The organism is Variovorax durovernensis, from assembly GCF_977011995.1.
Genome location: NZ_CDRNCW010000001.1, coordinates 6727908 through 6735998, shown reverse-complemented (window position 1 = coordinate 6735998; position 8091 = coordinate 6727908). Strand labels below are relative to the sequence as shown.

The window sequence follows — 8091 nt, the reverse complement described above, 5'->3', positions numbered from 1 at the left end:
GGGCGGGGGAAAAAGTGATGGAACCCTCGGGCATTTCTTGGTATAGGTATTGTGGATATTCTCTGCTGGAAGGCGCCTGGCATTCTAACTTGTCAAAACCTTATCCACACGCTGTCCCGCATGCCAAAAGGCCCGCAAATCCAGTCGAAGATTGTTCGGGCGGCCAATGTTTGCGATAATTGCGGGTTTCCCTGAAAACCTCTTTGCGTTCTTCACCGGCGCCAGGAGTAGGAGTTCAGGGGTATCCCTGGGTCATCCCAATACGCTCCCCCGGCGCCCCGCTGGCTTTTCATGCTTTTTCAGGCAGAGAGCCCGCGCGAACAGGGAATTAGGAAATCATCATGAAACGCACTTATCAAGCTTCCAAAGTCCGCCGCGCCCGTACCCACGGCTTCCTGGTCCGCATGAAGACCCGCGGCGGCCGTGCCGTCATCAACGCACGCCGCGCCAAGGGCCGCAAGCGCCTGGCCGTCTGACGGCAGCACACCTGCCGTTGCCAGCAGCCGACACGTCCGCGCCAGCTCCCGCGGCCGGTGCGTCCGGCCAGACCGGTAACGACGTGCGCGGCCAGGCTTCCATGCAGCGGCTCAAGACCCGCGCGCAGTTCCAGGCCGTCCTCGCAGGTGCCACCGTGGCGCGCACTGCTCATTTCGCATTGCATCGCTGTGCGCTCGATTCCGCATCGGGCGCACCGCCGCTGTTCGCGTCCGACGACGTCTGGCTGGGTGCCATGGTGCCCAAGCGCTGGGCGCGCCGCGCGGTCACGCGCAACGCCATCAAGCGCCAGATCTACGCCGTGAGCGCCGCTCAGGGTGTCGCCTTGCCACGTGCCGCGCACGTGGTGCGGCTGCGCGCGGGCTTCGACCGCAAGGAATTCGTGAGCGCCACCTCGGACAAGCTCAAGAGCGCCGTTCGCGCCGAGCTCCAGCAGCTGCTGGAGCGCGCCGCGCGTGCGCCAGCGCCCTCTTCTTCTTCGCCCGCTCCTTCCTCATCATGAAACGCCTGCTGATCGGCTTCGTGAAGGCCTACCGACTGCTGCTGAGCCCCTGGCTCGGCCAGTCGTGCCGCTTCACGCCGACCTGCTCGGTGTATTCGATCGAGGCGCTCGAGGTGCACGGCGCGCTCAAGGGCAGCTACCTGACTCTGCACCGCATCGCGCGCTGCCAGCCCTGGTGCCAGGGCGGGCACGATCCGGTTCCACCGAAATCACAGCGTCGCACTGACAAGTCAGGATCGCTGTTTTCGTCTCTTCTCTCCTCCGACAAGAAGTCTTCGTCATGAACGATATCCGCCGCACGATACTGTGGGTGATTTTTGGGTTCTCGCTGGTGCTGCTGTGGGACCAATGGCAGGTCTTCAACGGCAACAAGCCGACCTTCCTGCCGTCCAGCAAGCCGGCCGTCACCGCCCCGGCCGCCGGCACGACGCCTGCCACCGGCAACGGCGTGCCCTCCGCGTCCGCCGCCCCCGGCAGCGCCGGTGCCGTGCCGACGTCGGCCACGCCGGCCGCGCCGCGCGAGAAGGTCAACGTCACCACCGACCTGTTCAAGGCCACGATCGACAGCGAAGGCGCCACGGTCAACTACCTCGAGCTGCTGAAGTACGACGAGGCCGACCGCACCAAGCACGTCGTGCTGTTCGAAGACGGCTCGCCCGCCACGCGCTACGTCGCGCAGACCGGCCTGGTGAACCCGGTGGCCGGCGACGCCTTCCCCAACCACCTGACGCAGATGACGCCGAAGGCCGGCCCGCGCGAGATGGCCGACGGCCAGAACACGCTCGAGGTGAGCTTCGAAAGCGCCCCCGTCGGCGGCCTGAAGTACGTCAAGACCTATGTGTTCCACCGCGGCGACTACGCCATCGGCGTGCGCCACGAAGTCGTCAACGTGAGCTACCAGCCGCGCGATGCCCTGCTCTACATGCAACTGCTGCGTCACGGCACCGTGGCCGCCGGCACCATGTTCGGCACCAACACCTTCACCGGTCCGGCCGCGTACACCAACGAGAAGAAGTTCCACAAGCTCGACTTCAAGGACATCGCCAAGGGCAAGATCGAACCGCCGCCGCCGGCCAACGACGGCTGGATCGCGATGGTGCAGCACTACTTCGCCTCGGCCTGGCTGCTCAAGGGCGACCCGGCCAGCGAGCAACTGCGCCGCGAATTCCGCGTGAGGGACCTGGGCGACAACCTGTTCACCGTGTCGATGGTGGCCACGCTGCCGAAGATCGCGCCAGGCGCCACGCAGGTCGTGAACAGCGTGTTGTTCGCCGGTCCCGAAGAAGAAAAGAAGCTCGAAAGCATCGCCCCCGGCCTGGACCTGGTGAAGGACTACGGCATCTTCGCGATCATCTCGAAGCCGTTGTACTGGCTGCTCACCCAGCTGCACGGCATCCTGGGCAACTGGGGCTGGTCGATCGTGGCGCTGGTGGTGCTGCTGAAGGCCGCCTTCTACTGGCTCAACGCCAAGGCCTACGCCAGCATGGCCAAGATGAAGGCCATCAACCCCAAGATCATGGAAATGCGCGAGCGGCTGAAGGACAAGCCGCAAGAGATGCAGCAGGAAATGATGCGGATCTACAAGACCGAAAAGGTCAATCCGATGGGCGGCTGCTTCCCCATCGTGATCCAGATCCCGGTGTTCATCGCGCTGTACTGGGTGCTGCTGTCGTCGGTCGAAATGCGCCATGCACCGTGGATCGGCTGGATCACCGACCTGTCGGCACCGGACCCCTGGTACATCCTGCCGGTCGTCATGACGGCCACCTCGCTGTTCCAGACCTGGCTCAACCCGACGCCGCCCGATCCGATGCAGGCCAAGCTGATGTGGATCATGCCGCTCGCGTTCAGCGTGATGTTCATCTTCTTCCCGGCCGGCCTGGTGCTGTACTGGATCACGAACAACGTGCTGTCGATCGCGCAGCAGTGGTTCATCAACAAGCGCCTGGGCGTGCTCGGCACCAAGTAACGACAGCCGCACGGCAACCAAGCCATCCCACGAAGGGCCGCGTAAGCGGCCCTTTTTGCTGAAAGAATCCGCACCATGCTCGCCCGTACCACCGATCCCATCGTCGCCATCGCCACCGCCTCGGGGCGCGGGGCGGTCGGCATCGTGCGGGTGTCGGGCGCCAGGCTGGCGCCGCTGATCGACGCCATCTGCGGGCGCGCGCTCAAGCCGCGCGAGGCCACCTACATGCCGTTTCGCGACGCGGGCGGCGAGCCGGTCGACCACGGCCTGGCCATTCACTTTCCCTCGCCGAATTCCTTCACCGGCGAAGACGTGCTCGAACTGCAGGCCCACGGCGGCGCGGTCGTACTGCAACTGCTGCTGGCGCGCTGCCTGGAAGCGGCGGCCGAGCCCGACCCTGTCACCGGCCGCCCGCGCCTGCCCGGCCTGCGCGTGGCCGAGCCGGGCGAGTTCAGCCAGCGGGCGTTCCTCAACGGCAAGATCGACCTGGCACAGGCCGAGGCCATTGCCGACCTGATCGACGCCAGTACCGAGGCGGCCGCGCGCAGTGCCGGCCGTTCGCTGTCCGGGGAGTTCTCGCGCGAGATACACACGCTGCGCGATGCGCTGATCCACCTGCGCATGCTGGTCGAAGCCACGCTCGACTTTCCGGAAGAAGAGATCGACTTCCTGCAGAAGGCCGACGCGGCCGGGCAGCTGGCGAAGCTGCAGTCGCAGCTGGCCGCGGTGCAGCAGCGCGCGCGCCAAGGCGCCTTGCTGCGCGAAGGCATCAAGGTGGTGATCGCGGGGCAGCCCAACGCGGGCAAGAGTTCGCTGCTCAATGCACTGGCCGGCGCCGAGCTGGCCATCGTGAGCGCGGTGGCGGGCACCACGCGCGACGTGGTCTCGCAGACCATCCAGATCCACGGCGTGCCGCTGCATGTGGCAGACACCGCCGGCTTGCGCGAGAGCAGCGACGAGGTCGAGCAGATCGGAGTCGCGCGCGCCTGGGGCCAGATCGAAAGCGCGGACGCCGTGCTGTTCCTGCACGACCTGACCCGCGCCGCGTTGCCTGACTACGCGGCCGCCGACGCGGAAATCCTCGCGGGCCTGAGGCGCAAGCTGCCGGCGAGCGTGCCGGTGCTGGATGTCTGGAACAAGCAGGACGCGGCACCGTCGGCACAGCCCGCCGAGGGCATCGCGCTGTCCGCCAAGACCGGCCTGGGCATCGAGGCCCTGCGCGAGCAGCTGCTGGCCATGGCCGGCTGGCAGGCCGTGCCCGAAGGCGTGTACCTGGCGCGCGCGCGCCACGTGCAGGCGCTGGCCCAGGTCGAGGCGCACTTGGCGCTGGCGGCCAGCCACCTCGCGGCGCAGGCCCAACTGCTCGATCTGCTGGCCGAGGAACTGCGGCTGGCGCAGAACGCGCTGAACGAGATCACGGGGGAGTTCGGCGCCGATGACCTGCTGGGGGTCATCTTTTCGCGCTTTTGCATTGGGAAATAGCGACAGGCGTTTCAAAAACGTAAACACCTGTAGCCCAATCTCGCGGCCATCGCGGATACTTCGGAACCGATGCGGGGGTTGAGAAAAACATGTCCATCCAGAACTTGAGCCGCGCCATCGCGGAGAACATGAGCACCGACGCTTTTGCGTTGACGTTCAGCGTCCAGCAATGGGAAACGCTGGCCGGCTACCTGCAGCCCATCGAGACCGCCGTCGGCGACGTGCTGATCGAACAGGGCACGCCGGACCGCTCGGTGTTCTTCATCGAGAGCGGCGCCATCAGCGTGCACCGCGTCAGCAGCAAGGAGCAGATGCGGCTAGCCGTGCTCACGCCGGGTTCGGTGGTGGGCGAAGGCTCGTTCTTCTCGCGCCTGCCGCACTCTGCCAACGTGGTGGTCACCGGCGCGGGCCGCGTGTGGCGGCTCAACGCGATCCGTTTCGCGGAGATGTCGAACCGCCAGCCCAACCTGGCGCTGGAAATCGCGATGGCACTGGGCGCGGTGATCGCCAAGCGCATGGCGCACCGCTCCAAGCGCGTCGCCGTGACCTGAGGCCCCGGCGGCCTCTTCGCCAGACCTCCCAGATGCGGGCATGCCCGCCAACAGCCCTTTTCGTTCCGGTTTCCGAGAGTAGTCAGTAGTAAGCCATGGCCTTGATTTGTCCGGTCTGCAGCACGGAAAACCGTGACGGCGCGAATTTCTGCCGGAGCTGCGGCGCCACGCTGTCCGGCAAGGCAACCAGGATTCCCCCGCCGCCGAGCCCCGAGCGCGAGTGGGCGACCACCGCTCCCGCCCAGCTGCGTGCACCGACCATTCCCGCGCCGCTTTTCGACCCGCGCGAGGCCGAGCCCGGCCGTTCGTTCTTCGGAAGATCGTCGGCCCCGCCCCCGTCGGACGACCAGGAGACGGTGGTCATGGTCTACGACGATCCTCCACCGCCGCCGCCTGCGCCATCCTCGGGCTTCGAGACGGCGCGCCAGGAGAAGGCCGAGCGCAAGCGCACCCGGGTCAAGGTCCGGCGGCCGGTCGAGCGGCCGCCCCGCAAGCGGGTGATGCTGCTGTGGTTCGGCCTGCTGGTGCTGGCGGTGCTGATGATGGTCGCGGGCTGGTACGGCTACGGAACCCGCAAGGCGCCTGCGGCGGTCACCGACACCGAACCGGCGGTATCGGCACCGGCCGCCGAGCCCGCACCGCCTCCGGCAGAGCCGGCACCACCCCCGGCGCAGGCGGCGCCGGAGCCTCCGGCGGCCGAGGCACCTCCCGTCGCCGAAGCCGCACCGCCCGCGGCAAGCACCAAGCCCGCCGCCCGGCCCCGCAAGCAGGCAGCCGTTGCAGCCCCCGCGCCCCGCGCCCCTGAAACTCCGGCACCAGCCGTCGCGGCAGCCCCGCCGCCACCGGCACCCGCCCCTCCTCCCCCCGAACCCCTGGCCCAGTGCGGCGATCGCAACTTCATCGCAAGGGCGCAGTGCATGGCCGCGCAGTGCCTCAAGGCCGAGTACAAGGCCCACGCGCAATGCGAGGCGGTGCGCCGCCAGCAGCGCATCGACGAAGAAAAACGCAACCCGACGCTGATCAATTGAGCTGAGCGGCCCCGGCCACTCAGCCCTTCTGCAGCCGCTCGATCGCCACGGCCAGCGCGGTCGGCTTGCCGGACAGCACCAGCGTGTCGCCGTCGGTCAGCACCGTGTCGCCGGCCGGCGTGCGCGGCTGGCCGTCATGGCGGCGAACGCTCGCGACGCGCACGCCCAGCGTCGGCAGCGCCAGCTGCTCCAGCGTCTGGCCGACGGCGCGGGCGCCGGCGTTCAGGGTGAAGCTGTTGAGCCGTTCGTGGTCTATTTCGTCGGCCTTGTCGTCGTCGGCGCCGTGGAAGTAGCCGCGCAGCAGGTTGTAGCGCGCGTCGCGCTGGTCCTGCACCACGCGGATCACGCGCCGCATCGGCACGCCGACCAGCGCCAGCGCATGGCTCGCAAGCATCAGCGAACCCTCGATGGCTTCGGGCACCACCTCGGTGGCGCCGGCGGCCTGCAGCTTCTCGAGGTCGTGGTCGTCCTGCGTGCGCACGATCACCGGCACGTGGGCGGCGTGGGCGCGCGTGTTGGCCAGAACCTTCATGGCGCCCGGCACGTCGAGGTAGGTGACCACCACCGCGCTGGCGCGTGCCAGGCCGGCGGCCATCAGGGCCTGCAGCCGCGCCGCGTCGCCGAACACCACCGAGTCGCCGGCGGCGGCGGCCTGCCGCACGCGGTCGGGGTCTAGGTCGAGCGCCATGTACGGAATGCCTTCGCGCTCCAGGATGCGCGCCAGGTTCTGGCCGCAGCGCCCGTAGCCGCAGATGATCACGTGCTGCGCCGTGTTGATGGTCTTGCGCGCGATGCTCGTCATCTGCAGCGACTGTTGCAGCCAGTCGCTGGCCACCAGCTTTCGCACGATGGCGTTGCTGTACATGATGATGAAAGGTGTCGCCAGCATCGACAGCACCATCGACGCCAGCACCGGATTGGCCAGCCACGGCGGCAGCAGGCTGCGTTCCTGCGCCAGCGTCAGCAGCACGAAGCCGAATTCGCCGGCCTGCGCGAGGTACAGGCCGGTGCGCAGCGACACGCCCGAGGTGGCCCCGAGCACCTTTGCCAGCACCGTCACCAGCCCGAGCTTGAACCCCAGCGGCACCAGCAGCAGCACGCCCACCAGCATCCAGCGCTCGACCACGATGTGCCAGTCGAGCGACATGCCCACGGTAATGAAGAACAGCCCCAGCAGCACGTCGTGGAAGGGACGGATGTCGGTCTCGACCTGGTGCTTGTATTCGGTCTCCGACACCAGCATGCCCGCGATGAACGCGCCCAGCGCCAGGCTCAGGCCGGCCAGCTCGGTGAGCCATGCCAGCCCCAGCGTCACCAGCAGCACGTTCAGGATGAACAGTTCCTCGCTGCGCCGCCGCGCCACCAGCGTGAGCCACCAGCGCATGACGCGCGGGCCGCCGTAGAGCAACACGCCGATCAGGAAGGTGGCCTTCAGCAGCGCGAGGCCGAGCGCCTTGGCCAGCGCCTCGGGCGGCGCGCCCAGCGCGGGGATCAGCACCAGCAGCGGCACCACCGCCAGGTCCTGGAACAGCAGCACGCCCATCACGCGCTTGCCGTGCTCGCTCTCGAGCTCCAGCCGCTCGGCCATCAGCTTGATGACGATGGCGGTGCTGCTCATGGTGAGTGCGCCCGACAGCGCCAGCGCGGTCTGCCAGCCGAGCTGCCATGACGGCGGCAGCAGCCGCGCGATCAGCAGCGCGCCGACCGTGGCGATGGCCATCGTCAGCAGCACCTGCAGCAGGCCGAGCCCGAATACGTGCTTTCGCATCGCGCGCAGCTTGGGCAGGCTGAACTCCAGCCCGATCACGAACATCAGGAACACGACGCCGAATTCGCCCAGGTGCCGGATGCCCTCGGAGTTCTGCGCCAGCGCGAGCGCATGCGGGCCGATCAGCACGCCGGCCGACAGGTAGCCGAGCATGGGCGGCAGCTTCAGGGAGCGGCAGGCCACCACGCCGATCACCGCGGCCAGCAAGTACAACAGCGTGAGATCGAACGAAGACATAGGCGCCGATGCTAGAGCAATGTCCGTGCCCCGGGCTTTGCCGGGGCGCGTATGTATAT

General features: G+C 67.8%; 8 protein-coding genes and 1 pseudogene. 8 read left to right on the top strand and 1 reads right to left on the bottom strand.

Going from position 1 to position 8091, the window contains the following annotated elements; genetic code table 11:
• Window positions 1-341: 341 nt before the first annotated feature.
• The 8 genes and pseudogenes from rpmH to ACWV14_RS31985 all read left to right on the top strand — a co-directional run bounded on the left by rpmH (window position 342) and on the right by ACWV14_RS31985 (window position 6027).
• Window positions 342-476, top strand: a complete 135-nt coding sequence (rpmH, locus tag ACWV14_RS32020; protein WP_007834827.1) for a 50S ribosomal protein L34 — start codon at window positions 342-344, stop codon at window positions 474-476.
• Window positions 477-577: 101 nt separating this feature from the next.
• Window positions 578-997, top strand: a complete 420-nt coding sequence (locus ACWV14_RS32015) for a ribonuclease P protein component (RefSeq protein ID WP_454906148.1) — start codon at window positions 578-580, stop codon at window positions 995-997.
• On the top strand, window positions 994-1281 hold the full coding sequence (yidD, locus tag ACWV14_RS32010; RefSeq protein ID WP_106936290.1) for a membrane protein insertion efficiency factor YidD: 288 nt from the start codon (window positions 994-996) through the stop codon (window positions 1279-1281). Before ACWV14_RS32015 ends, yidD begins: the two co-directional genes overlap by 4 nt.
• Complete coding sequence (yidC, locus tag ACWV14_RS32005; protein WP_454905970.1) at window positions 1278-2966, top strand: membrane protein insertase YidC; 1689 nt, start codon at window positions 1278-1280, stop codon at window positions 2964-2966. The genes yidD and yidC overlap by 4 nt, the downstream gene beginning before the upstream one ends.
• A 75-nt stretch (window positions 2967-3041) precedes the next feature.
• Window positions 3042-4448 carry a tRNA uridine-5-carboxymethylaminomethyl(34) synthesis GTPase MnmE gene (gene mnmE, locus ACWV14_RS32000; protein WP_454905968.1) on the top strand — a complete coding sequence of 469 codons (1407 nt, stop codon included), beginning with the start codon at window positions 3042-3044 and terminating at the stop codon, window positions 4446-4448.
• Between the two features lie 89 nt (window positions 4449-4537).
• A complete protein-coding gene (locus tag ACWV14_RS31995; protein WP_081269786.1) occupies window positions 4538-4999 on the top strand; it encodes a Crp/Fnr family transcriptional regulator in 462 nt (153 codons plus the stop codon).
• Window positions 5000-5094: 95 nt separating this feature from the next.
• Window positions 5095-5142, top strand: a pseudogene (locus ACWV14_RS31990) (hypothetical protein); the annotation flags it as partial.
• Window positions 5143-5361: 219 nt separating this feature from the next.
• A complete protein-coding gene (locus ACWV14_RS31985) occupies window positions 5362-6027 on the top strand; it encodes a hypothetical protein (protein WP_454906152.1) in 666 nt (221 codons plus the stop codon).
• A gap of 19 nt (window positions 6028-6046) precedes the next feature.
• On the opposite strand, the gene ACWV14_RS31980 is transcribed toward ACWV14_RS31985, so the two are convergent.
• On the bottom strand, window positions 6047-8032 hold the full coding sequence (locus ACWV14_RS31980; protein WP_454905966.1) for a monovalent cation:proton antiporter-2 (CPA2) family protein: 1986 nt from the start codon (window positions 8030-8032) through the stop codon (window positions 6047-6049).
• Between the last annotated feature and the right edge of the window lie 59 nt (window positions 8033-8091).